The following is a 23,341-nucleotide window of genomic DNA, read 5'->3' as shown; positions in this document are numbered from 1 at the left end:
CTTTCCCTTTCGTGGAACACCGCGGAACCGGCTTTGCCGGGCCGCTGGTGTTGCCCCCGGCAGGGGGTAGGAGGAGTGCACGAAGTGCGCATAGCCTGGGGGTGAGCAACAAGCCTTCCGGGCCGCTGGTGTTGCCCCCGGCAGGGGGTGGGAGGAGCGCACGAAGTGCGCGCAGCCTGGGGGCGAGCAACAAGCCTTCCGGGCCGCTGGTGTTGCCCCCGGCAGGGGGTAGGAGGAGCGCACGAAGTGCGCGCAGCCTGGGGGCGAGCAACAGTCAGCCGTCTTCACGAATCTGCCTTCCGGTCAATTTGAGGAACAAGTCTTCCAGATTGGCAGGTCGATGGAAAGTGCGCAAGCCCGCGTGCGCCGACAGCGCCTGCAGCAGCCCGCGCGCATCCTGGGTATAGAAAAACACAGTCTCGCCGCTGACCTCCACTCGCGCCGCCAGCGCCTTCAGTTCGGGCTGCCCGGCCAGCCCGAGTGCGCCGTTGCCGTAAACCTCGACCACGTCGGGCTCCAGGTGCTCGGCGATCAGGTCGCGCGGCTTGCCTTCCGCGATCTTGCGGCCATGGTCGAGCACGATCAGACGCGAACACAGGCGCTCGGCCTCGTCCATGAAGTGCGTCGTCAGCAGGATCGACTTGCCCTGCTGCAACAGCACCTGCAGTCGCTCCCACATCAGGTGCCGCGCCTGCGGGTCGAGACCGGTGGTGGGCTCGTCGAGCAACAACAGCTTGGGGTCGTTCACCAGCGCGCGCGCCAGCGAAAGCCGGCGCCGCATGCCGCCCGACAGTTCGCCGGGCTTGGCATCGGCCTTGTGCGACAGCGCCGCGAACTCCAGCAATTCCGGGATGCGCGGCACGATCTGCGCCTTCGAAAAACCGAAGTAGCGGCCGTAGACCACGAGGTTCTCGGCACAGCTGAAGTCGGGGTCGAGCGTGTCGAACTGCGTGACCACGCCAATCTGCGACTTGATGGCCAGCGCATCGCGCGGCATCTGCAGCGGTTCGTCGTGGCCGTTGCGATAGGCGATGTGGCCTGCGTCGGGCAGGGTCAGGCCGAGGCACATGCGGATCGTCGTGGTCTTGCCGGCGCCGTTCGGCCCGATCACGCCCAGGCATTCGCCCGGCGCGATGTCGAACGACAGGTCGCTGACCACGGTGGTGTCGCCGTAGCGCTTGCTGAGTTGCGACACATGAAACAGCGCGGGGGAAGTCACTGGCGAATTGTCGGCGAGGCCACGCGCCGCCATCACAGTGCGAACCCGCTGAACTCGCGCTTCATCCAGTCGACAAAGGCGCGCGTTCGCGCGGGCATCAGGCGTGCATGCGGATAGATCAGGCTTACCGGCCGCGCCGGCGGCTCGAAGTCCTGCAGCACGATCTGAAGGCGGTCCTGCGCCACATGCGGGAGCACCTGGTACGAGAAGAATGCGCCGAAGCCCATGCCGGCCGCGCAGGCCTCCACGGCCGGTGCGACGTGATTGAACTCGACTCGGCCCGTGGTCTGCACGCTGAATGGCTTGCCGCCCTCCCGGAACATCCAGCGATCGACCGGGGACGGCTGGACGCGCACGCATTCCGCGTCCCGCAGCGCACCCGGATGCGTCGGCACGCCATGCTGCTTCAGATATGCGGGGCTGGCGACGATCACGCGGCGGATCGAGCCCAGCGTCTGCGCGACCAGCGACGAATCTTCCAATTCGCTGATTCGGATGCCGACGTCGATGCCTTCCTCGAGCAGGTCGACCTGGCGGTCCCGCAGCAGCACGCTGCAGCGGATCTTCTCGTAGCGCTGCAGGAAGCGCAGGACCGCAGGCGACACATACATGTGGCCGAACATCACCGGCGCGGTCACGGTCAGATGGCCGGCCGGCTCGCCGGCTTCGCGCGCGAGTGCGTTGTCGGCCGCGTCGGCGGCGGCCAGCACCTCGCGTGCGCTTTGCAGGTAGTGCCGGCCTTCCTCGGTCAAGGCGTTGCGCCGCGTGGTGCGATGGAACAGGCGCACGCCAAGGTGCGCTTCGAGGGCGGCCAGCGAGCGAACCACCGCCGGCAATGAGCTGTCGAGCGCGCGGGCTGCGCCTGTCAGGCTGCCCTGTTCGGCGATCTGCACGAAAGTCTGCATGGCTTTGAGGCGGTCCATTCCTGCATTAAACCGATTAGTGGAGGAGTGCAGTGCAAGCAGAGGGATTCATTCTGCAATCGAAAGAAAGAACAATGGCCGCAAACCCACTTCAAGGCAAGGTGCCCACGATGACCACCACCGCTCTATCGCGCGCCGATCCCACCGCCCCGTTCCATGAAGGCGAGAAGGCATTGCAGGCGTACACCGGATCGCGCGCCAAGCTCGAGGAAGTCGGCTCGCGGGTGATCCGCCCGGCGATGCCCGAGCAGCACCGCAGCTTCTTCGCGCAGTTGCCATTCATGGTCATCGGGCTGGTCGATGCGCAGGGGCAGCCCTGGGCATCGGTGCTGGCCGCGCCACCGGGATTCGTGCAGTCGCCGGATGACAGGCACCTGGACATCGCGGCGCTGCCACTGCCCAACGACCCGGCTGCGGCTGCGCTCACCGCTGGCGCTTCGATCGGCCTGCTCGGCATCGAGCCGCACACGCGCCGCCGCAACCGGGTCAATGGCATGGTCGGCCGGGTGGGGCCTGATGGGTTCTCGGTAAACGTCCGGCAAAGCTTCGGCAATTGCCCCAAATACATCCGGACGCGCGAGGCGGTGTTTGTCGCGCCGCGGGGCCGGGCGGCGGAGGCCGAGCGCGGCGATCGGCTCGATGAAAATGCGATGCGCTTCATCGCGCAGGCCGATACCTTCTTCATCGCCACAGCGCATTCCGCTGCGCAATCGGGCGACGGCGCCAGCGCACATGGCGTCGACGTGTCGCATCGCGGCGGGCCGCGCGGCTTCGTGCAGGTTGTCGACGACCGTACGCTCGTCGCGCCGGACTATCTCGGCAACTTCTTCTTCAACACGCTTGGCAACCTGCTCGTGAATCCGCGCGCCGGCTTGCTCTTCATCGATTACGAAACGGGCGACCTGCTTCATGTGGCGGTGACGGTCGGCATCGTGCAGGACGGACCTGAAGTTGCTGCCCATGAAGGGGCGCAACGCCTGCTGTGGATGCAGGTTGCGCAAATGCAGCGCCTGCCGTCCGGACTTCCTCTGCGCTGGAGTGAACCCGTGTCCCTGCCGCTGGGTCGGTGAGCCAAACGACGCCAAATCGCGACATTGCGACAGGAGTCCGGTTTTCAATGTCGCAATTCCTGAATCGCGCCCCAATAATGGCGCGATTTTCGTTTCGATGTCGCAAAACACAACGCTCGCCGTCTATCAACTGAGGCGAATCGAACCGCTGCGGGACGTATTTGCCTGGGCATACCGCCCTTCGTGCGCGCGCTATTCGGCCGTGCGCCAATCCATCGGCGAGCCTGACCCTTTCCGACTGCGCTACCGTGACCTGCTCTCCGACACGGTGGCTGCGCTCGTGCGTGCGGCGATGAACAAGCAACAGGCCATCGCCCAAATTCATGAGCGGGCGGAGCGCGCGATGCCCGAAGCAGACCGTTCTCGCGTCATTGAACGGGCAGAAACGGAGGCCCTGAGTCTGCACGAAGGCAACATGGCCCGCTACCGCTTGCGGCCGAGCGATTTTGAGCGATGGCGCGCGGCCTGAAGATGATGGCCCCTACACTGCCCCCACCGCGCTCCGGCGCGCATCGGAGTCCGAAGCATGAAGGTTGTTGTTCTCGGCAGCGGCGTCATCGGCGTGACCGCGGCGTACCAACTCGCGGTCGCGGGGCACGAAGTGACGGTGGTCGACCGCCAGCCGGCGGCCGCGCTCGAGACCAGCTACGGCAATGCGGGCGAGGTTTCACCCGGCTATTCGGCGCCATGGGCCGGACCGGGCGTGCCGGTCAAGGCCATCAAGTGGTTGCTGATGCACCATCGACCACTGGTGGTGCGGCCGCACTTGGACTTGGGCATGGTGCGCTGGGGCATGTCGATGTTGCGCAATTGCACCGCCGCGCGCTATGAGGTCAACAAGGGGCGCATGGTGCGGCTCGCCGAATACAGCCGCAAATGCCTGGAGGAGTTGCGCGATCAGACCGGCATCCAGTACGACCAGCGCACCCAGGGCACGCTGCAACTCTTTCGCACGCAGGCGCAGCTCGACCACACCGGCGCCGACATCGCCGTGCTGAAGCGCTCGGGCGTTCAATTCGAATTGCTCGACCGCGATGGCTGCGTTCGCCAGGAGCCCGCGCTGGCCGGCGTGCGCGACAAGTTCGCGGGCGGCTTGCTGTTGCCGGGTGACGAAACCGGCGACTGCTTCAAGTTCACCCAGAACCTGGCAGCGATGGCGGTGATGCAGGGCGTGCAGTTCCGCTACGGCACGCGCATCCAGCGGCTCAGGTTCGCGGCGCAGCAGGTCGACGGCGTCGTGACCGATGTCGGCACCCTCAAGGCCGACGCGTACCTGGTGGCGCTGGGCAGCTATTCGCCGCTGCTGCTGGCGCCGCTGCGCATCCGCATTCCGGTGTACCCGGTCAAGGGCTATTCGATCACCGTGCCCATCACCGACGCCACCGGCGCACCCGAGTCCACCGTCATGGACGAAACACACAAGGTCGCCGTCACCCGATTGGGCGACCGCATCCGCGTGGGCGGCACGGCCGAGTTGGCCGGCTATACGCTCAAGCTGCACCAGGCGCGACGCGACACGCTGGAGCATGTCGTCACCGACCTGTTTCCTCGCGGCGGCGACGCGCGCCGCGCCGAATTCTGGTGCGGGCTGCGCCCCATGACCCCAGACGGCACGCCGGTCATCGGCGCCACGCGCCTGCCCAACCTGTACCTGGCCACAGGCCACGGCACGCTCGGCTGGACCATGGCCGCCGGCACTGGCCGCGTGATGGCCGACGTGATCTCCGGCCGCAAGCCGGCCATCGACATGAACGGACTCACCATCGACCGTTACGCGGGAGCCTATCGATGAGACGAAGTGATTTCCAGTTGACGCTCGCCATGTTGGCAGTGGCGGCCGCCGGCCTGCTCGGGGCCTGTGCCAGCGCGCCGCCGCAGATGACGCCGGAACTGGTGGCCCGGATCGGCTACCACTCGCTCGGCCCCGAAATGAAGATGAGCGACCAGATGCTGACGGTCTGGGTGCCGGCGCCCGCCAAGCCTGCCGACGGCACGCCCTCGATGTCGCCCGAAGCGACCGCCGCTCTGCTTGCCGCCTCTTCACCGATGGTGTCGGACCTGGCTCAAGTCATGGCGCGGGGGGCGGTCGAGCCCGTCAATCTCGCGGTGGGCGGACCCGACAGCGCACTGGCCGCACAAATCCTCCTGCGTGCATTCCGCGCCGTTCCGATGCCGGTGCCCTACCTCCGCATTGCCTTCGTCGGCCGGCCGGTCGACGTCAGCGAACTCGCAGCGACGGCACTGATGAAGCGTGCGGTGCTGCAGTTTGAACTGGCGCCGATATAGCGCCGGGCGAGGACGCGCCCGCGTGATGCGGCACCACCTCGGCCTCCGACAGCAGCGCCCAGCCGAGGACCGCCGCCACCAGCAGTACCAGCAACCACATCACGAAGACGCTCGCCGCTTTCCTGAACTTGTGGGCAGCGTCGGCGCGCGAGCGGCGCGATGCCGCGACGCCATCCTCATGCCACTGCGCCATGCTCGCAGTGTTCGTCACCACGTGAAGCCAGTTCGGGTAGCTCGCAATGACCTCCTGCATGAACTCGATGCTGTGGGTCGACTCGCCCCGCTTCGGAGGGCTGTCCCTGCGCAGGTCGCGGATCACGTCGCGCTGCTCCTCTCGCTGCGCGGCCGGTTGGGTCTGGTGAATCTCGAGTTCGCCGACGGCCTTGTCGATGATGGCGCCCGCGTGCCCGTAGGCCTTCAGGCGCGGCCGGTCGGTGTGCCATTCGAAGCAGAGGATGGACGGGCCGAACAAATGCTGGTGCCCCGGCCGCCATCCGTCCGCGAGCAGGTTGGCGATGCCGCCTTCGAAGGCGAAACGCGCGTCCACGTCCTGCAGGCGCGGATCGTCCAGCGCGGCCCGCAGCCGCAGCCGCGCATCTTCGGTGTCCCGGGGTGGCTGGCCGCTGATCGATTGCCTGAATTCGTCCAGCATGGCACGCGCGGTCGCCTGCGAGCCCGCACGCAGCGATTGCCGCATGCTCGCGGGCGTGGCCGGGTCATCGTTGCGGTCGGGCTGAATGTCTTCGGCGACCCAGTGCAACGCGAACTCGTAGGCCTCGCGCAACTCCTGAAATGCCTCGGGCTGCAAGGCAGGCTCGATTCGCTTGAGTTGCCGCGCATAGGCGCGCCGGATCTCGCGCGCGCTGGCATCGTTGTCCAAGCCCAGCACCTGGAGGAAGGAAGGGGTTTCGCCCTCGGGGCGTTGCTGTGCCGCCATGGTCAGTCGGTGTCCATGATGTACCCGTCGCGCTCGATGCGGTTCAGGTGGTCTTCGAGCTGCCGCTGCATCAATGCGATGGCGCGCTGCTGCTGGCCGGCCAGCGCATGCTCGAAGGTCGTGATCTGCACGCCCAGCCATTCGCGCACCTCGCCGCGAAGCTGCTGGTAGACGCGCTCGGCGCGTGCCATCAGCGTGCGGTTTTCAAGCGTGTCGCGCGGGTGGATCTTCAGTTCGCACAGCGCTCGAAGACGCTCGGCAATCTCCCGTTCGGTCAGCAGGCCGGGGTTGCCTTCGATCACCAGGCTCGATGTCTGCCGCGTCTTGCGCAGCGTGGCCTCGACCTGCAGCAGGCCGTTGACGTCGTAGGTAAAGCGCACCTCGACGCCGGCATCGTCCATTGCGCCGCGCGGCATTTCGACGCGCAGGCGACCCAGGTGAACGTTTTCCTTCACCATGCGCGCTTCGCCCTGGAAGATGTTCAGGTCGACAAACTGCTGGCCGCGGGTCGCCGGCAGGTAGGTCTTCACGCGGCTCACCGGCACCGGCGTGTTGCGCTCGATGATCGGGTCGAAGTGGCCGTGCACGGCAATGGTCCCGGACAGCCGCCGGCTGATCTCGACGCCCAGGGAATAAGGCGACACGTCGGTCATCACCACTTCCTTCAGCGCTGCGTCCCTTGCCTTCAGGCCGGCCTGGACCGCGGCGCCCAGCGCCACCACTTCGTCGGGATTGAAGTCGATGGCCGGCAAGCGGCCGAACATCGAGGCGACCAGCCGCCGGATCATCGGCATGCGCGTGGCGCCGCCCGCCAGCACCACGTTGTCGAGTTGGCCGCCGCGCAGGTTGGCATCCCGCAGGGCGCGCTCGACCGGCGTGCGCAGGCGCTTGAGCAGCGCCGCGCTGGCTTGCTCCAGCATGGGCTCGTCGAGTGCCAGCGTGAGCGTTTCCTCGTCCACCCGCACGGACATCGACGTCCTGGCCCGGCCGCTGAGCTCGCACTTGGCGGCTTCGGCCTGCCCGGCCATTCTCTGCATGAACAGCGCATCCTTGCGCAGCGACCCCGGCAGCGCCTTGCGCTCGAAGAACAGGTCGACCAGGCAGTTGACGAAGTCCTCGCCGCCGAGGAAGTTGTCGCCGGCCGAGGCGCGCACTTCCATCACGCCCTCGAACAGTTCGAGGATGGACACGTCGAAGGTGCCGCCGCCCAGGTCGAACACCAGGAAGCGCGTCTCGGTGCCCATCCGGTGCATGCCATAGGCCAGCGCCGCGGCGGTCGGCTCGTTCAGCAACCGATCGACGCGCAGGCCAGCGAGTTGGCCGGCGGCCCGCGTGGCCTTGCGTTGCGCATCGGAGAAGTAGGCCGGTACGGTGATGACCGCCTCGGTGACCGGCTCGCCCAGCACCGCCTCGGCATCGGCCTTGAGCGACTTGAGCACCAGCGCCGAAAGCTCCTCGGGGCGAAAGTCGTGCTGGCCCAGGCGCAGCGTCCTGTCGCTGCCCATGTAGCGCTTGAAGACGGCGGCCGTGCGCTCGGGATGGGTCTGCAGCCGTTCGCGGGCGGCGCGGCCGACCAGCACGGTGCCGTCCTCGTCGATGCTGATGCAGGACGGTGTCAGCACTTCGCCCAGGCTGTTCGGGATCAGGACGGACTGGCCATGGCGCCACGCAGCCACCAGGCTGTTGGTTGTACCGAGGTCGATGCCGACGATCATCCATCCGTCCCCAAATGCGTCATGCCATCGATCGTAGGGGAGAGCTGCGAATTCCGTACCTAGCCGAAAGTGTGGAAGCAAGCGAAAAACGTGGCATTCAGTCCCGCCCGGACGGTGGCCGCAAGGGGGCGATTCCGGGTCTCCGGCGGACACGGAACTTTATCTGCCGGTCGCTGGCGGGCGGTCCGAGTCTCCCGATATGCTCCCGTCCACCACAGGAAGCAAAGGAAATCATGGCCAGCCTCAACCCGCGCAAGATCGTCGTTTTCTCGGGCTCCGGGGTGAGCGCCGAGAGCGGCTTGCCGACTTTTCGCGACTCGGGGGGCCTCTGGCGGCAATACGCGTGGGAGGAGGTGGCCAGCCCCGAGGGCTGGCGCAAGCATCCCGAAGTGGTGCAGGCCTTCTACAACGAACGTCGCCACCTTGCCGCCGCGGCCCAGCCGAACGCGGCCCACCGCGCCATTGCGGCACTGCAACAGTTCTTCGAAGTGGTCGTCGTGACGCAGAACGTGGACGACCTGCATGAGCGCGCCGGCTCCGCGCGCGTGGTGCACGTGCATGGTGAACTGGCGTATGCCAGGGGCGAGCACAGCGGGCTGCGCCAACGCGTCGGCGCCGAGCCGATCCAGATGGGCCAACTCTGCGCAAAGGGCAGCCAGCTCCGGCCGGACATTGTCTGGTTCGGCGAGTCCGTCCAGCATTTCGAGGAATCGAAAGCGCACATTGCCGAAGCCGGGCGCCTGTTGGTGGTGGGCACGTCGCTGTCGGTCTTTCCGGCCGCTTCGCTGGTGCATGCCGCGGCGGCCTCGGCCGACAAGGTGGTCGTGGCATTCGAGCTCGACAGCCCGCCCGATGGCTTCGACTGGCTGCGCGGGAAAGCGACCGAATGCGTGCCGCAGGTGGTGGCCCGCTGGCTGGAAGAGGCCGCGCGTGCATCGCAGGGCCAGCCAGCATGACCGGGAGCGCATCTACCAACGACCTCGACACCCTCCTTCACCGGCTCGATCCGCAGGCCAGCCTGGCCCAGCGCCACATCTGGATGCTCGACGTTTTCAGCTGGATTCGCGGCGATGCCTCATCGCCGACGGCGGCCACGGAGCGCGTGGAACAGTTCCTCGACGCCGTGGAGGCGCGGCCGGAAATCTACGAGCGCTTGCGCGAATGGTGGCTCGTTTTCGGGCGCACGGTCGACCTGACCTCGCTGCTGGCCGAGCACGGAATCCCGACGCGCGGCGCATTCCTGAGCGAGCTGGTCGAGCGCCTGCGCCGCAAGCTGCTGCCGGGAACACCCGAGACCACCGATGCCTCCAGCCTCATGCGGCTGGCGTTGCCGGAGGAATCGGACGCCGCGTGGATCCAACAGCTTGACATCGGCCTGCTGGGCCGCATCGGCAAGTTGGCACCGCAAGACCTGATCGACGGTGCGCCGCGGTGGCAGCACCGCATCCTCGATGCCGTCACCTTCTGCGCCAGCCAGGTGGTCGCAACCGGCTTTTCAGCCGAGTTGCGGGCAGGCATGAGCGAGTCGGTGCGCGCGAGCGAGTCCTTCCACGCGCTGATGCCCGACCTGGACGCGCTGCGCGAGGAAGTCGTCCGCCAGCCACGCAATCCCGAGGCGCTGCAGGCGGCGTTCATCGCGTTGCGCAACCGGCTCGAGGCTTGCCGCGCCGCTGCCGGTTCCGTGTACGCGCACCTCGACGACAACGGCATCTCGGTCGGACTGGTGTTCAAGTTGCGCCAACTGCGCGCGCGCCTCGTGCGCATTCGCGACCTGCTCGACTGCCTGCTGTCGGACCAGCACCAACGCGCCATCGCGCATCTGCTGGCGCGCCTCGTCGCCGCCGGCGGCGAGCCCAGCAGCATCCGGAATCTGATCTCGAACAGCTCCTCGCTGCTGGCCGCCAAGGTCGCCGAGCGCAGTGCGGAAGTCGGCGAACACTACATCACACGCAACCGGCCCGAATACCGCGGCATGCTCCTGTCGGCCGCCGGCGGCGGCTTCATCACCGCCTTCACGGTGATGCTCAAGTTCGGGTGGCTTGCGCTGGCGCTGGCGCTGACGGCGTTCTGGACCGGCTTCGGCGTGGGCGTTCTCTATGCGCTGAGCTTCATCGTCATCCAGTTCGCGCATGCGACGCTGGCCACCAAGCAGCCGGCCATGACGGCGCCGGCCATGGCCGCCAGGCTCAAGGACCTGGACTCCGCGGGCGCCATCGATTCCTTCGTGGACGAGGTGGCGAATCTCGTGCGCTCGCAGGTCGCCGCCGTGGTGGGCAACGTGTTCCTGGTCGCGCCCACCGCGCTGCTGCTGCATGTGCTGCTGGCGCGGGTCTTCGGCGTGCAGGTGATCGACGAGCACCACGCGCACGAGATCCTGCATTCGCTGCGGATCTACGGCACGCTGGTGCCGATGGCTGCGGCCACCGGCGTGGTGTTGTTTGCGAGCAGCCTGGTGGCCGGATGGACGGAGAACTTCTTCGTGCTGCACCGCATCGACTCGGCCATTCGCTACAACCCGCGTATCACGGCCATGCTCGGCGTGGCGCGGGCGCAGCGCTGGGCCAGGTTCCTGCGCGCTCACATCTCGGGACTGGCCGCGAATATTTCGCTCGGGATGATGATGGGCCTGGTGCCGGTCACCATGGCCTTCTTCGGCGTGCCCCTCGAAACGCCGCATGTCACGCTTTCCACCGGCCAGATCGCCGTGGCCGCCGCGACCATCGGGCCGGAAGTGCTGAAGTCGTCGCTGTTGTGGTGGAGCGTGGCCGCGATTCCGGTGATCGGCCTGCTGAACGTCGGCGTCAGCTTCTTCTGCGCGTTCAGGCTGGCGCTGCGCGCCCACAACGTGAGTCGCGTAGACAGGGCGCGCATACGGGCCGCGATTGGCGCGCGGTTGCGGACGCGGCCGATGAGCTTCCTGCTGCCGGAATGAAGCTTGCGCAGGTCTATCGCCTGCGCAACGGCGCCAGCAAGCCCTTCAGCCCGTTGTGGTCGATCTCGTGCATCAACTGGAGAAGCCGGCCGATCTCGCCCTTGGGAAACCCTTCGCGCGCGAACCAGGTGAGGTAGTTGCCGGGCAGGTCGGCGATGACGACGCCCTTGTGCTTGCCGAAAGGCATTGGCATCGAGACGAGTTTCTCCAAGTCCTCGGGGGCCATGTCAGTTTTTCCCCCGTTGCGGGTTGTTGGTGTCCGGGGCGCCTATGTCCGAGGCGCTTTCGTCCGGGGCGCGTGCGGAGGAAATCGGGCCGGCGTGATCGCGCCCTGACCCTGAATCACGCACAGGCTGGTGTGGCGCCCGACAGGGGTGGGAGGAGCGACACGGAGCGGCGCGGAGCCTGGAGGCGAGCTTCATCTATCCGCCTGCGCGCTTGACCGTCATGCCCTGCTTCTGCAGCGCCGCGATCACGGCGTCGCGATGGTCGCCCTGGATTTCGATCACGCCGTCCTTGGTCGTGCCGCCCGATCCGCATGCCGCCTTGAGTTGCTTGCCGAGCAGTGCGAGCGCCGCCGTGTCGAGCGCCACGCCCTTGACCACGGTCACGCCCTTGCCCTTGCGGCCCTTGGTGTCGAGCGACACACGCACAATGCCGTCAGTGACGGGAATTGCCGTCTTCAGTTTGCACGTGCAGGCCGCGACCGGCTGGCCGCACCCGGGGCAGACCCGGCCGGTCTCGGTGGAGTACACCAGGCGGCTCCCGCTGCCCGATTTGTTCATCGTCATTCATAGCCCTTCATGCCATTTCCATCACTCGGCCTTGCGCCCGCTCTCTCGCATGCTGCCACCGACGCGGGCTACCTCGCACCGACGCAGATCCAGGGCACCGCCATCCCGGCCATCCTGCGCGGGCAGGACGTGCTGGGCCTGGCGCAAACCGGCTCCGGCAAGACGGCCGCATTTTCGCTGCCCTTGCTGCAGCGCTGGGCCGAGGCGCCGCGGCACCGGTCACGCCGCACCGTCCACACCCTGGTGCTGGTGCCCACCCGCGAACTCGCGGCGCAGGTAGGCGAAACGTTGCGCATCCTCGGCCAGCACCTGCATGAGCGCCCGAAGATCGCCGTCGTGTTCGGCGGCGTCTCCGTCAACCCGCAGATGATGGCGCTGCGCGGCGGCGCCGACATCGTGGTTGCCACGCCCGGCCGCCTGATCGACCTGCTCGACCACAATGCGCTGAAGATCACCAACGTGTCGGCTCTGGTCCTCGATGAGGCCGACCGCCTGCTCGACCTGGGCTTTGCCGAAGAACTCGGGCGCATCCTCGCGCTGTTGCCCGTTCAACGACAGAACCTGTTCTTCTCGGCCACCTTCGTGCCCGCGGTCGAAGCGCTCGCGGCCCGGTTGCTGCACGACCCCTTGCGCATCGAAGTCGAGGCCACCGAAACGACGGTGCCCGACATCGCCCAGCGCGCCATCGAAGTCGACACCGGCCGCCGCACGCAACTGCTGCGCCATCTCGTGCAGGAACAGAAGTGGACCCGCGTCCTCGCATTCGTCGCGACCAAGCATGCCGCCGAAATCGTCGCCGACAAGCTGCGCAAGGCCGGCATCGAAGCCGAGCCTTTCCACGGCATGCTGAGCCAGGGCAAGCGCACGCAAGTCGTCGCCGACTTCAAGGCCAGCCGCGTGCAGGTCGTCGTGGCGACCGACCTCGCGGCACGCGGTATCGACATTGCCCAGTTGCCGGTGGTGGTGAACTTCGACCTGCCGCGTTCGGCCACCGACTACGTGCACCGCATCGGCCGCACCGGCCGCGCGGGTGAAAGCGGCCTGGCGGTCAGTTTCATCCCGGCAGGCAGCGAGGCGCACTTCCGTCTCATCGAAAAGCGCCAGGGCTTGAGCGTGCCGCGCGAGCGCGTCGTGGGCTTCGAGCCTGTCGAGGTCGCTGCAGCCGCAACGACCATGACCGCACCCGGTGCGCAGTCGCCGAACGGCGGCATCAAGGGCAAGCGGCCGAGCAGGAAAGACAAGTTGCGAGAAGCCGCGGCACGCGCGGCGGCCGGCAAGTCATGAGCTTGCGATGGCTTGACTTCGACTACAGCGAAGGTTCGGACGAGACCGGTGTGTTCGATGCAATGGCGTCGGTCGAACTCAAGAACGCGACCGAGGTGGAGGCCGAGATCGCCAGCGTCCTGGCCTGGGCCGAGGCGACGTTTCCAGGCCAGCGCGGGCCGGTGGAAGAAGGCAGCGAATGGGACTGCGACGTCAGCGTCACGGACGAGCAAGGCGGGGTGCCTCGCCGCTGCTTCAGCTTATCGATCAGCGGAACGGCGATGTTCTGCGACGCGTTCCGCGAGCGTTTCGAACCAACGACTTGATGACGTTGGCGAAGCAAAGCCTGCCGCCAGCGCCTCGACGAAAAGCTACTGGAACGCCACCTCCGCGAAGCTGCGCAGCTTCCGGCTGTGCAGCCGGCTCGTCCCTTCGCGCCGCAAGATCTCGATGGCAGCCATGCCGATGCGCAAGTGCTGTTCCACCCGCTCGCGATAGAAATGGTTCGCCATGCCGGGCAACTTGATCTCACCATGCAGCGGCTTGTCGCTGACGCACAGCAGCGTGCCGTAGGGCACCCGGAATCGAAACCCGTTCGCCGCGATGGTTGCGCTCTCCATGTCGAGCGCCACCGCACGGCTCTGGCTGAAGCGCCGTTGCGGCCGGTTGTCCGGCAGCAGTTCCCAGTTGCGGTTGTCCGTACTGGCGACGGTGCCCGTGCGCATGATCGTCTTGAGCTCGGGCCCGTGGAAGCCTGTCACTTCGGCCACCGCTCTTTCCAGCGCGAGCTGAATCTCCGACAACGCCGGTATCGGCACCCACAACGGCAGTTCCTCGTCCAGCACATGGTCCTCGCGCACATAGGCGTGCGCCAGCACATAGTCGCCGAGTTGCTGCGCATTGCGCAGGCCCGCGCAGTGACCCAGCATCATCCACGCGTGGGGGCGCAGCACCGCGATGTGGTCGGTGATCGTCTTCGCATTGGCCGGCCCCACGCCGATGTTCACCATCGAGATGCCGCTGTGGTCCTCCCGCACCAGGTGGTACGCCGGCATCTGCGGCAGACGCGGTGGCGGCGTGCCCTGGGTGCCGTCGAGCAATTCGCTGTATGCACCCGCGGCGCCGGCAGGCAGTCCGCGCCGCCGTGTCACCACATTGCCCGGCTCGATGAACGCGATGTATTCGCTGTTCTCGTCCATCATCGCCTCGTGCCCCAGCCGCACGAACTCGTCGATGTAGAACTGGTAGTTGGTGAACAGCACGAAATTCTGGAACCACTCCGGCGCCGTGCCCGTGTAGTGGCGCAGACGGTGCAGCGAATAGTCCACCCGCGCGCCGGTAAACAGCGCCAGCGGTTGCGGCTCGCCGCCGCGCGCTTCGTGCGTGCCGTTGGCAATGCCGTCGTCCATCGCGCCCAGGTCGGGCAGGTCGAACACGTCGCGCATCAGGGCGCGGCGCTCCGCGCTCATCGTGCCTTCGATATGGTCGTTTTCCACGAACGAGAAATGGATCGGTATCGGCTGGCTGCTGGTGCCGATTTCAAGCTCGACCTGATGGTTCTCCAGCAGCAGCCGGAACTGCTCCGCGTAGTACCGAGCGAACAGATCGGGCCGCGTCAGCGTCGTTTCATAACGGCCGGGACCGGCCACGAAGCCATAGCTCAGGCCCGCGTTCTCGGCCAGCGTATGGCGCGACACCGTGTGCGTGTGCACCCGCACGAACGGATAGCATGCGCGCATCCGCCCCGGCAGCGATGCGCCGGCGACGAAGCGCTGCATTGCATCGCGCAGATGTTCCAGGCCCTCGTCGTAGATGGCGCGCACCCGGGCCAGTGCCTCGGCTGCATCGTTGAAGCGGGCGGGCGGGGTAAAGGGGGGCATGTAGGGCATGGTTGATTGTGCAATGCAGGTGTGTCAGGCAATCCAGCGCTTGATTTGCCGCAGCGGCGCGGTAATCCGCCAACTGGTCCGCCAACTGGTCCGCCAACTGGTCCGCCAACTGGTGCCGGCACGAATCGCGGCAATCGTCGCGTCGATCTCGCGCCTTGCAAGTTCCATGCTTTCCCGCAGCCGCGGTTTGTCGCGTTCGAGTTGCGCCAGCCGAGCGGTTTCCTGCTCGCGCTCGTGTTCACGCTGGTGCACCGCCTCGTCTGCCTTGCGCCTTGCTTCGACCACCTCGCGCTGCGCTTGATCACGTTGCGCGATCGTGGACTCGATTGGCCTGCAACAGGTAGCTCGTTCAGGGCCCCGTAGTCGCCGACGAGGAGGGTGTAGACACAGGTTTCTCTTTTCGATCGTCATGAAGGATGCAAACTGGCTTTTGTTCATAGTTTGCACCGACATTGCCGGAAGCGACTTCACCCCGGCGATGGTTGCCGCATCGTCACGAATTCTTCCGCCGCCGTGGGATGGATCCCGATGGTGCTGTCGAAGCAGGCCTTGGTCGCGCCGGCGCGCATCGCCACCGCAAAGCCCTGCACGATCTCGCCGGCGTCGGCGCCGACCATGTGGATGCCCACCACGCGATCGGTTTTCTTATCGACGATGAGCTTCATGAACGTGCGCTCGGAACTGCCCGAGAGCGTGTGCCGCAGCGCCTTGAATTCGCTGGAGTAGATCGTCACCTCGCCGAACTTCTGCCGCGCACCGGCTTCGGTGTAGCCGCAGGTACCGACGTTGGGATGGGTGAACACGGCGGTCGGCGTGAATTCGTAGTCGACCTTGCGGCGCGATCGGGCCTGCTTCGGATCGGGGAACAGCGCGTCGACGACCACCATTGCCTCGGCCAGCGCCACAGGCGTGAGCTGCATGGGCGTCGAGACATCGCCCAGCGCGAAGATCGACGGCACCGAACTGCGGTACTGCGCATCGACCACGACGGCGCCCTTGTCGTCCAGCGCCACGCCGGCGTTCTCCAGCCCGAGGCCCTGCGTGTTGGCCACGCGGCCGGTGGCGCTGAGCACCACGTCGGCCTGCAACTGCGTGCCGCGTTCCAGCATTACGTCGAGCCCGTCGGCGCCGCGGCGGATCGCACTGATCTGTGCGTTGAAGCGGATGTCGATGCCGGCCTTCTTCATCTCGGCCGCGAGAAACTGCCGCACGTCTTCGTCGAACTCGCTGAGGATGTGCGTCTTGCGCTGCAGCAGCGTGACCTGCGCGCCGAGGCCGTTGAAGATCGAAGCGAACTCGCAGGCGATGTAGCCGCCGCCGACGACCAGCAAGCGCTTGGGAAATGGCTCGAGGTCGAACATCGCGTCCGACACCACCACGTGTTCGCGGCCGACGAAATGCGGCACGAAGGGCATGCCACCGGTCGCGACGATCAGGTACTTTGCGGTGTAGCGCTTGCCATCGACCTCGACCGTGTGCGCGTCGACCAGCGTGGCCCAGCCCTGAAGCAGGGTGACACCGGGGCCTTCGAGCAACGCGCGGTAGGTGTTGTTGAGGCGCGTGATCTCGGCGGCGCGGCGCGTCTTGAGCACCTGCCAATCGAAGCCCGGCTCGCCGGCGTTCCAGCCGTAGCCCGCAGCCTCGTGGAACGATTCGGCATAGCCGGCCGCGTAGCTGTAGAGCTTCTTGGGAATGCAGCCGACGTTGACGCAGGTGCCGCCCAGTTCGGCCACCTCGGCCAGTGCGACCCGCGCGCCGCGGGCGGCTGCGATGCGGCCAGCGCGGACACCGCCGCTGCCCCCGCCGATCACGAAGAGATCGAAGTCAAAAGTGCGCATCGGGAACCTCCGCCGCCGACTTTAGCCGGCAGCGGCATTCGCCGTTGCGCGCCTTCAGGGGCCGTCGCCGCCGGACTGGCCCGGCGGGAAGCGGTGCTGCCGCGGACCGTCTCGGATTTCGCCCGGGATGCCCTGGGGCGATCGATGTTGCTGCTGCTGCTGCTGCTGCGCGGCTTGCTGTTGGGCCTGCTGTTGCTGCAGCATTTGCTGGGCGCGCTGTTGCATCGCCTGCTGCTGTTGCTGCAGGGCTTGCGCCTGCTGGGCCATCGCCGCCTGATGTGCAAGTGCCTGTTGCTGCGCCTGTGCCTGGAGGGCGCGCTGCTGCATTTCCTGCTGCTGCCGCAGCGCTTGTTGCTGCTGTGCCTGTTGCATCTGCTGCAGTTGCGCGTTGCGCTGCTGCGCTTCTTGTTGCTGGCGCAGCGCCTGTTGTTGCTGCAATTGGATCTGTTGCTGTTGCTGTTGCTGTTGCGCGGCCTGGTTCTGGTTTGCGCGCAGTTGCATTTCATTCTGTTGCCGCACCGCTTGCTGTTGCTGCAGCGCTTGCTGGTACTGCTGCAATTGCAGTTGTTGAACGGCCTGCTGCTGTTGCTGTTGCTGTTGCTGTTGCTGTTGTTGTTGTTGTTGTTGTTGTTGTTGTTGTTGTTGTTGTTGTTGTTGTGGTGTCGTGCCCGCAAAGCCGCGTTGTGGCCGTTGCCCTTGCTGCTGCCGCTGGAGCTCCTGCTGCTGGCGCCATTCCTGCTGTTGCCGGTAGGCGGAGGCGGCCTGTTGCGGATTCCGCTGCTGCCACTGCGGCGGCGGAATGGCCGTAGCCGGTTGGCCCATGAAGCCCGAGGGCGCAGTGCCGATGCCCGGTGCGAAGTGCGTCGCCACTGGCGGCGAATTGGCCACCGGCACGCCAACGAAGGCGGCGTCGGGCATGCGGATGCGGTCGCGCCGCCCGATCGGGCCGCGGCCGAACACGTCCGCCGGCACCACGGTCACGCCTTGCTGTCGCTGGTTGGCATAGATGCCATTGCGTTGCTGCGCCTGGCTGTAAAGCGCCATGCGATTGGCCTGCTCCACATAGCGCTGGCTGGCGCGGTAACCGGGCCGCCAGGCCTCGCCGGGCGCCAGCGGAAACCAGCCGATGCCGTTGCGTCCGCCGCCGATGGGCACCTGCGCCGTTCCGCCCCGTCCGCCGCCGACGAAGCCGACCAGCGCCGGCGAATACACCGGCCGCGCCTGTTGCCGCCCCGGCACCCAGCACCAGCGCGAACCCACCTGTGCCCAGCGCCCGTAGTGAAACGGCGCGAAGCCCCACGGGGCGTTGTCGACCCAGGTCCAGCCCCAAGGCGCGACGTTGACCCAGTTGCCATCGCTGTAGGGTGCCCAATCGGCGGCGACGTTGCGCGGATACCAGACCGGGCCGTACTCGCTGTCGCTCTGCCAGTCGCCAAAGCTGTCCAGTTGCTGGTAGCCGACGGTCTCGCGCGACACATAGCGGGCTGACACCGATGCGTCTTCAGCGCGGTTGCGTTCGGCCACCCAGCGCTCGAATCCTTCGTTCAGCGGCATCGGCGCGCTGCCGGCATTGGCCAGGTTGCGGCCGGTCACCATGATCTGCTGGCGAGCCGGAACGGGCATCGACTCGCCGTTCTCGCCGTAGGCCACGCCGGCGCCACTGGCCACCATGATTTGCGTGACGTCGCCCTGAGGATCGGCCTGCACGCGATAGTCGCCGGGCTGCTGGACCACGAAGGCGAGGTTGCCGGTATCGAGTTCGACCCGTTGTCCGCTCACGTCGTCGCGCACCCGAAGCTGCGCGCTGCCCTGCTGGACAGTAATGCGGATGGCCTCGTCGTTGACCTCGGTGAACTCGATGGCCGTATTGCCGTCGAGTCGCAGCGCGGCCGACCCGACGAAGAGTTCGGCGCGGGCGTTGCGGTCGGCCCAGAGCCGGTCGCCGGTGGTCAACGGCCGGTTCGGGATGGCGTCATACCAACTGTCGTCGCCAGCAGGCGAGAAGCTCACGGTGCCCTGCTGGGCATTGAGGCGTGCCACGCGTCCCGGCGGGTCGTCCTGCGCCAAGGCTTGCAGGCCGACGCAGGCCAGCGCTAGCGCGACGAGCCAGCGTGCGATGCGGGATGAGAAAGAAGTGTGAGAAAGAGTCATTGGAGGGGCGCAAGTCAGCGGGGCGTCATGCATCAACGCGCCAGCATCGCATTCGGCTGGCAGGCAGCGCGCAAAGAAGTGTCAACCTGTACCGGATTGGGTCACAGGATGTAGGGCGGTTGTGCTGCGCTGCGCTGCGCTGAGCTGCGCTGAGCTGAGCTGAGCTGAGCTGAGCCGGGCTCAGCCGAGCTGGGCTGGGGCTGGCGCTGGCGCTCAGTCTCGCGGATGTGCCAGGAAGAAGCGCAGCATTTCGGCGCTGGCATCGACGCCGTCGGGGTCGGCAAAGCTCCCGCTGCGGCTGCCGCCGGCCCACGCGTGGCCGGCACCGTGGAGCAGCCAGTGCTCGACAGCGGCTTGGCCGTTGGAAGAGGGGTAGACGGTCCGGGTGAAGCGCTGGCCGCTGGCGGAATGGCCTTCGGTCACCTGTGGCGCATGGAGGGCGCCGTCCAGCCCGGCGCGCGCCGCGTTGACGACGGCCGCGCCGTTGCTTGAATGCACCGTGGCATCGGCGTCGCCATGAAACACGATCACGGGCGGCATCTTGCCTTCATGAGGCGGCGTCGTTGCGGCGCTCCCGCGCATTGCGGCCAATGCCGTCATCAGGTCGCTGGCCGCCCCGGTCGGCAGGCCCGAATGCACGCCGACCGCCGCAAAGATTTCAGGATAGCGGCGCGCGAGGATGTCGGCCATCGCGCCACCGGCCGACAACCCCGCGACGTAGACCCGCGCCGGATTGATCGCGTGGTCGGACATCACGGATTGCGTCAGGGCGGCAAGCAACGCGGGCTCGCCCCGGCCGCGCTGCTGGTGTTGCGGCTTGAACCAGTTCCAGCAACCCTGCGCGTTGGCCTGGTGAGTCTGCGCCGGGTAAAGCACGGCAAGACCTTGCGCGCGCGCCAGGTTGTTCATGCGCGTGCCGGCGGCGAAATCAGCCGGGTTCTGGGTGCAGCCATGGAGCATCAGGACGAGCGGTATCGGCGCGGCCGAACCGGCCACGCGTGGCGGCAGGTACAGCTTGTAGGCCAGCGTGCGCCCGCCGTGGGCGAATCGGCCGTCGGTCCATTGCTCGGGCTCGGGCTCATCGACGATCACCGGCTCGAGAACCTCCGCGGGCTCGACGAAGGTGAACTCGGCCCACGGGGGCGGGTCGATGATCACGCGGACTTCGGCCTCGATGACGTCGCCCTCGGGCGCTGCAGCCGGCGGCGTTTGCGCTGCCATCGGATCGGCATCGGCGTTACGCGTCTTGCCCAGATGGAGCGCGCGCTGAATCGCCGCAGTCGCCGCCTTGAGGTTGCCGCTGCGCGTCAGCCGGGTAGCTTCGTTCATCAGGCGCTGGAAGATGGGGTTCATGGGGATCCTTGTTCAGTGAATTCGGCTGGCCAATGCGGCCTTCACGGCAGGACTGGCCTGCAGCGCACCAAGCACGGTGATCGATTGAATGGTGGCCAGCGCCAGTTCGACTGAGACATCGGACGCGATGCTCGCCAGCCCCAGCACGCGGATGTCCAGTTTCTGGCCGGCCGCTCGTGCCGCCTCGAGTTCCGCCACGCCGAAGCTTTGCAGTCCGAGCACCAGCGTCTTGCGCGCCACCACCTGCTTCACCGCATCGCCATGCGTGGCGAGCTGATTGCGGATGGCGGTCCGGATGAAATCGGTGCGATTCGAATAGAAGCCCTCGGACACCAGCAGGTCGACCTGGCCAAGGTCGATATAGCCAAGGTTGATCGTGATTTTTTCGGACTCGCCGGGCTGCTTGGCGCGCGCCTGCGTGGAAAGGCTGGAGGAGGGCATGAGGACATCATACGCCATCCGTGTAGATGGTGCATGGATGGCGTATGGATGTAACCCATGTCACTCACGCTTCATTTCGGGAGTGGCAGAATTTGGCCATGACCAGCCCCGCTTCCACCTTTCCCGCAACTTCCGCGCCCGCCGATGCGGTCCAGCCCGCCTCGGGCTACGCGGGCGATATCAGCCCGATGCTGGCCGCCCGATGGGTGGCGAGCGGGCAGGCGGTGCTTGTCGACGTTCGCAGCGACGCGGAGCGCGAATGGGTTGGCTTTGTGCCCGGCAGCGTGGGACTGGCCTGGAAGCAATGGCCGGGCATGGTGGCCAACGCCGACTTCGATGAAGGCCTGCGCGCGGCGGTGCCGCAGGGACGCAAGGCCGTCATGCTGTGCCGTAGCGGCGTGCGCTCCATCTCGGCTGCGAAACGCGCGACCGAGTTGGGCTTCGAGGCTTACAACATCCTCGAAGGATTCGAAGGCAACCCCGATGAGCACGGCCAGCGCGGGCACACTGGCGGCTGGCGCTTTCGCGGGCTGCCGTGGAAGCAGAACTAGGACCGGGGCACGAAACTCCCCTGAGGCGCCTGCGACGCCTCCCCCTTTAGTCCTTCAAGGGGGCGCACCCGCAAGACGCTCCAGCGTCATGGAGCAATGAATGGCGCCGGCTCAGGCCGTCAGCACGATCTTCCCGGCGCGGCCCGGCACGTCGCTCGCAGCGGCGGCTTCGGCTGCGCGGGCAATGTCGAATGCGGCTTCCACGGGGAGCTTCAGCGCGCCGGTCGCCACCGCCTTCATCAATTCGCCGATCAGCCGCCCCAGTTCGGCCGGCGAGGTGCTTTCGCTGCGCTTCGCGCCCCAGAAGCCCTTGACCGTGGCCTGCTTGAAGATCAGGTTGTCGGCCCCGATGACCAGCGGCTTGCCCGACATCGCGCCGAACGACACCAGCGTGCCGCCGACCGCCATCACATTGGCGATCTGGTTGGCCGCGTCGCCGCCAATCGAGTCGATCGCGCGCACGACCGGCGCGCCGCCGGTGAGGGACTTCACGCGCTCTTCCCAACCCGGCTTCTCCGTGGAGACGGCGTTGGCAATGCCGAGCGCCTCCAGTTCAGCCACGCCCGCATCGCGTCGCACCAGATTCACCACGTGGATACCGCGCGCCGTCGCGAGCCCGGCCAGGGTCTTGCCGACGGCGCCGTTGGCGGTGTTCTGCACCATCCAATCGCCGGCCTTCATTTGCAAGTCTTCGAGCAGCATCGCGGCGCTCAGCGGCATCGCGATGAGCTGGCAGGCCGCCTCGTCGGGCAGTGCATCGGGCACGGCGATGAGCTTGGCCGCGGGTGCGAGGAAGAACTCGGCCCAGGTGGCGCTGGCGCCGGCCATCATCACGCGCTGCCCCTTGGAGGGCGAGACGACGCCGTCGCCGAGCGCGTCGACGATGCCGACGGCCTCGGTGCCCGGCACGGCCGGCAGCGGCGGCTTGTAGCCATAGACGCCCCGCACGATCGCCAGGTCGTGGTTGTGGATCGGCGACATGGTCATGCGCACGCGCACCTGGCCGGGGCCGGGCTCGGGCAGGGGACGTTCGCCGAGTCTCAGCACCTCTTCTGGAGGGCCGAATTCTTCAATGATGACGCTGCGCATGGAGGCTTGCCCCTGTGTGAATCAAGACGCGTCAGCATAATGCCGCGCATGACCTTTCTCGCCATCGACATCGGCAACACGCGCCTCAAGTGGGCCATGTACGATGCGCCGCGTCCCGGCGCCAACCTGCTGGGGCACGGGGCCGAATTCCTCGACCACATCGAAAGCCTCGCGGAAGGGGCATGGTCCGAGTTGCCCGAGCCTGGCTCGATGCTGGGCTGCGTGGTGGCCGGCGACCAGCTTCGGCGACGCGCCGAGGAGCAGATCCACGAACGCTTCGATTGCGCCGCCCGGTGGGTGGTATCGAGTTCGGCAGAGGCCGGGATCATCAATGGCTACGACCATCCGACGCGCCTCGGCGCCGACCGCTGGGTGGCGATGATCGGCGCGAGGCATCGCATGCTGAGCGACGGGCCTGCGCGGCCGATGGTAGTGGTGCTGATCGGCACGGCCGTGACGGTCGAGGCGATCGATTCCAACGGCAGGTTCCTGGGCGGGCTGATCCTGCCGGGGCACGGGATCATGCTGAAGGCGCTGGAGTCGGGCACCGCGGGCTTGCATGTGCCCACGGGCGAAGTCACCGCCTTTCCGACCAACACGAGCGACGCGCTCACAAGCGGTGGCACGTACGCGATTGCCGGTGCGGTGGAGCGCATGGTCGAACATGTGCGCAAGCATTGCGGCGCTGAGCCGGTGCGCTACATGGCAGGCGGGGCTGGCTGGAAGATGGCGCCCTCGATGGTGTCGCCGTTCGAACTGGTCGAGAGCCTGATCATGGACGGGCTGCTGGTGATTGCACAGGAGCGGATGCTCACGAATTGAGTCTGCCGCGGAACCGTCTCAACGTTGCGGCCTGCGCCTCATTTTCACCAGGCGGTCACGCGACCCGC

General features: G+C 67.0%; 23 protein-coding genes. 10 read left to right on the top strand and 13 right to left on the bottom strand.

The window, feature by feature from the left end:
• Positions 1-274: 274 nt before the first annotated feature.
• Together WKW80_RS18740 and WKW80_RS18735 are read right to left on the bottom strand one after the other, a co-directional pair.
• Positions 275-1,252 carry an ATP-binding cassette domain-containing protein gene (locus tag WKW80_RS18740; protein WP_340365075.1) on the bottom strand — a complete coding sequence of 326 codons (978 nt, stop codon included), beginning with the start codon at positions 1,250-1,252 and terminating at the stop codon, positions 275-277.
• Positions 1,252-2,142 (bottom strand): LysR family transcriptional regulator, encoded by an 891-nt coding sequence (locus tag WKW80_RS18735; RefSeq protein WP_340365074.1) that lies wholly within the window; start codon positions 2,140-2,142, stop codon positions 1,252-1,254. The genes WKW80_RS18740 and WKW80_RS18735 overlap by 1 nt, the downstream gene beginning before the upstream one ends.
• A 110-nt stretch (positions 2,143-2,252) precedes the next feature.
• On the opposite strand from WKW80_RS18735, the gene WKW80_RS18730 reads away from it, so the two are divergent.
• The 4 genes from WKW80_RS18730 (at position 2,253) to WKW80_RS18715 (ending at position 5,498) form a co-directional block, all read left to right on the top strand.
• On the top strand, positions 2,253-3,212 hold the full coding sequence (locus tag WKW80_RS18730; protein WP_340365073.1) for a pyridoxamine 5'-phosphate oxidase family protein: 960 nt from the start codon (positions 2,253-2,255) through the stop codon (positions 3,210-3,212).
• A gap of 97 nt (positions 3,213-3,309) precedes the next feature.
• Complete coding sequence (locus tag WKW80_RS18725) at positions 3,310-3,681, top strand: hypothetical protein (RefSeq protein WP_340365072.1); 372 nt, start codon at positions 3,310-3,312, stop codon at positions 3,679-3,681.
• 57 nt (positions 3,682-3,738) lie between these two features.
• The gene (locus WKW80_RS18720) at positions 3,739-5,004 is read left to right on the top strand and encodes a D-amino acid dehydrogenase (RefSeq protein ID WP_340365071.1); all 1,266 of its coding nucleotides are present in this window, start codon (positions 3,739-3,741) and stop codon (positions 5,002-5,004) included.
• Complete coding sequence (locus WKW80_RS18715) at positions 5,001-5,498, top strand: hypothetical protein (RefSeq protein WP_340365070.1); 498 nt, start codon at positions 5,001-5,003, stop codon at positions 5,496-5,498. Before WKW80_RS18720 ends, WKW80_RS18715 begins: the two co-directional genes overlap by 4 nt.
• On the opposite strand, the gene WKW80_RS18710 is transcribed toward WKW80_RS18715, so the two are convergent.
• On the bottom strand, positions 5,431-6,435 hold the full coding sequence (locus WKW80_RS18710; protein ID WP_340365069.1) for a J domain-containing protein: 1,005 nt from the start codon (positions 6,433-6,435) through the stop codon (positions 5,431-5,433). The two genes, WKW80_RS18715 and WKW80_RS18710, sit on opposite strands and share 68 nt — an antisense overlap.
• 2 nt (positions 6,436-6,437) lie before the next feature.
• A complete protein-coding gene (locus WKW80_RS18705; protein WP_340365068.1) occupies positions 6,438-8,150 on the bottom strand; it encodes an Hsp70 family protein in 1,713 nt (570 codons plus the stop codon).
• A 233-nt stretch (positions 8,151-8,383) separates the two neighbouring features.
• Between WKW80_RS18705 and WKW80_RS18700 the strand changes: the two genes are divergently transcribed.
• Both WKW80_RS18700 and WKW80_RS18695 read left to right on the top strand, forming a co-directional pair.
• The gene (locus WKW80_RS18700; RefSeq protein ID WP_340365067.1) at positions 8,384-9,106 is read left to right on the top strand and encodes an SIR2 family NAD-dependent protein deacylase; all 723 of its coding nucleotides are present in this window, start codon (positions 8,384-8,386) and stop codon (positions 9,104-9,106) included.
• Positions 9,103-11,082 (top strand): site-specific recombinase, encoded by a 1,980-nt coding sequence (locus tag WKW80_RS18695; protein ID WP_340365066.1) that lies wholly within the window; start codon positions 9,103-9,105, stop codon positions 11,080-11,082. Before WKW80_RS18700 ends, WKW80_RS18695 begins: the two co-directional genes overlap by 4 nt.
• Before the next feature lie 13 nt (positions 11,083-11,095).
• Here WKW80_RS18695 and WKW80_RS18690 read toward each other — a convergent pair whose 3' ends face one another.
• Both WKW80_RS18690 and WKW80_RS18685 read right to left on the bottom strand, forming a co-directional pair.
• Positions 11,096-11,308 (bottom strand): DUF3820 family protein, encoded by a 213-nt coding sequence (locus tag WKW80_RS18690; RefSeq protein ID WP_340365065.1) that lies wholly within the window; start codon positions 11,306-11,308, stop codon positions 11,096-11,098.
• A gap of 196 nt (positions 11,309-11,504) precedes the next feature.
• Entirely contained in the window at positions 11,505-11,873 is a 369-nt protein-coding gene (locus WKW80_RS18685; RefSeq protein WP_340365064.1) for a translation initiation factor Sui1, read from the bottom strand.
• Between the two features lie 12 nt (positions 11,874-11,885).
• On the opposite strand from WKW80_RS18685, the gene WKW80_RS18680 reads away from it, so the two are divergent.
• Entirely contained in the window at positions 11,886-13,160 is a 1,275-nt protein-coding gene (locus WKW80_RS18680; protein ID WP_340365063.1) for a DEAD/DEAH box helicase, read from the top strand.
• Complete coding sequence (locus tag WKW80_RS18675) at positions 13,157-13,465, top strand: hypothetical protein (RefSeq protein ID WP_340365062.1); 309 nt, start codon at positions 13,157-13,159, stop codon at positions 13,463-13,465. Before WKW80_RS18680 ends, WKW80_RS18675 begins: the two co-directional genes overlap by 4 nt.
• 45 nt (positions 13,466-13,510) lie before the next feature.
• Here the strand turns inward: WKW80_RS18675 and WKW80_RS18670 are convergent, their stop codons facing one another.
• The 6 genes from WKW80_RS18670 to WKW80_RS18645 form a co-directional block, all read right to left on the bottom strand.
• The gene (locus WKW80_RS18670; protein WP_340365061.1) at positions 13,511-15,028 is read right to left on the bottom strand and encodes an AMP nucleosidase; all 1,518 of its coding nucleotides are present in this window, start codon (positions 15,026-15,028) and stop codon (positions 13,511-13,513) included.
• A gap of 24 nt (positions 15,029-15,052) precedes the next feature.
• Complete coding sequence (locus tag WKW80_RS18665) at positions 15,053-15,466, bottom strand: hypothetical protein (protein WP_340365060.1); 414 nt, start codon at positions 15,464-15,466, stop codon at positions 15,053-15,055.
• A gap of 29 nt (positions 15,467-15,495) precedes the next feature.
• Positions 15,496-16,866, bottom strand: a complete 1,371-nt coding sequence (gorA, locus tag WKW80_RS18660; RefSeq protein ID WP_340365059.1) for a glutathione-disulfide reductase — start codon at positions 16,864-16,866, stop codon at positions 15,496-15,498.
• Between the two features lie 54 nt (positions 16,867-16,920).
• Positions 16,921-19,017 (bottom strand): DUF6600 domain-containing protein, encoded by a 2,097-nt coding sequence (locus WKW80_RS18655; RefSeq protein WP_340365058.1) that lies wholly within the window; start codon positions 19,015-19,017, stop codon positions 16,921-16,923.
• Positions 19,018-19,230: 213 nt separating this feature from the next.
• Positions 19,231-20,370 (bottom strand): extracellular catalytic domain type 1 short-chain-length polyhydroxyalkanoate depolymerase, encoded by a 1,140-nt coding sequence (locus tag WKW80_RS18650; protein WP_340365057.1) that lies wholly within the window; start codon positions 20,368-20,370, stop codon positions 19,231-19,233.
• A gap of 12 nt (positions 20,371-20,382) precedes the next feature.
• Complete coding sequence (locus WKW80_RS18645; RefSeq protein WP_340365056.1) at positions 20,383-20,811, bottom strand: CopG family transcriptional regulator; 429 nt, start codon at positions 20,809-20,811, stop codon at positions 20,383-20,385.
• A gap of 98 nt (positions 20,812-20,909) precedes the next feature.
• Between WKW80_RS18645 and WKW80_RS18640 the strand changes: the two genes are divergently transcribed.
• The gene (locus tag WKW80_RS18640) at positions 20,910-21,362 is read left to right on the top strand and encodes a rhodanese-like domain-containing protein (protein ID WP_340365055.1); all 453 of its coding nucleotides are present in this window, start codon (positions 20,910-20,912) and stop codon (positions 21,360-21,362) included.
• A 111-nt stretch (positions 21,363-21,473) separates the two neighbouring features.
• Here WKW80_RS18640 and WKW80_RS18635 read toward each other — a convergent pair whose 3' ends face one another.
• Entirely contained in the window at positions 21,474-22,451 is a 978-nt protein-coding gene (locus tag WKW80_RS18635) for a zinc-binding dehydrogenase (RefSeq protein ID WP_340365054.1), read from the bottom strand.
• 48 nt (positions 22,452-22,499) lie between these two features.
• Here WKW80_RS18635 and WKW80_RS18630 point away from each other — a divergent pair, with 48 nt between their 5' ends.
• Positions 22,500-23,273: a type III pantothenate kinase gene (locus WKW80_RS18630; RefSeq protein WP_340365053.1), complete on the top strand. Its 774-nt coding sequence runs from the start codon at positions 22,500-22,502 to the stop codon at positions 23,271-23,273.
• Positions 23,274-23,341 lie beyond the last annotated feature (68 nt).

It is taken from the genome of Variovorax humicola, assembly GCF_037889915.1.
GTDB lineage: Bacteria > Pseudomonadota > Gammaproteobacteria > Burkholderiales > Burkholderiaceae_C > Variovorax > Variovorax humicola.
This window is presented reverse-complemented; position numbering and strand designations above follow the sequence as displayed.